General features: G+C 56.2%; 1 protein-coding gene. It reads right to left on the bottom strand.

Annotated features, from left to right (window positions below):
- Nucleotides 1–699, bottom strand: a 699-nt coding sequence (locus tag AAIH70_RS30975; RefSeq protein ID WP_430038191.1) for a PAS domain-containing protein, incomplete at its 3' end; no start/stop codon positions are given.
- Nucleotides 700–730 lie beyond the last annotated feature (31 nt).

Below are 730 nucleotides of genomic sequence, written 5' to 3'. Positions count from 1 at the left end.
CCGCTCTCCCGCCTTGATGCGGGCGATGATGCGAGCCTCCTCGTCGATGCGGTCGTCTGGAACGAGAAGGGTGACAGACCTACCAACGATTTCCTCGGCGCAAAATCCATAGAGCTTTTCGGCGCCACTGTTCCAATCGGTAACCGTCATGGCTAGGTCAATACCGAGGATCGCATCTTCCGACGAGGCGATGATTGACGCCAGGCGTTTTAGCTTTGCCTCGTACCCAACCCGTTCCGTCGTTTCATTCACGATGCAGAGCACCGCGAGCACCTGGCCGCGTTCGTCGGAAACGGGCGAATAGGAAATGTCGAAGTAGACTGTTTCCGGCACGCCGTGCCGTTCGATATAGAAGGGCCTATCCTTGGCAACGATTGTTTCGCCGCCTTCCCTAACTTTCAGGAGAAGCGGCTCCAGGTCGTCCCAAAGTTCAGCCCAGTTTTCTTTCGCCGGCCTCCCTAAGGCCCTCGGGTGCTTGTTCCCGATTGATGGGGCATATGCGTCATTATAAATGGCGGTGAAGTCATCCCCGCAAAACATCACGATCTGCGCACCCGACGGAATTACGATGTCAATCGCACACTTCAATTGGGGCGGCCACGACGACATCGGTCCAAGGCTGGTGCTTACCCAGTCGTGGTTGCGAATAATCTCAGCCATCGAGCCGTGATCGGGGGTGGCCGGATCGTGATTATGCATTGAAAGCCCTCTCGCCCTCCATTTATTTGAG

It is taken from the genome of Neorhizobium sp. BT27B (assembly GCF_050455485.1).
Lineage (GTDB): Bacteria > Pseudomonadota > Alphaproteobacteria > Rhizobiales > Rhizobiaceae > Neorhizobium.
Note: the sequence above shows the minus strand (reverse complement) of the source record. Positions and strands in the feature narration are given on the sequence as shown.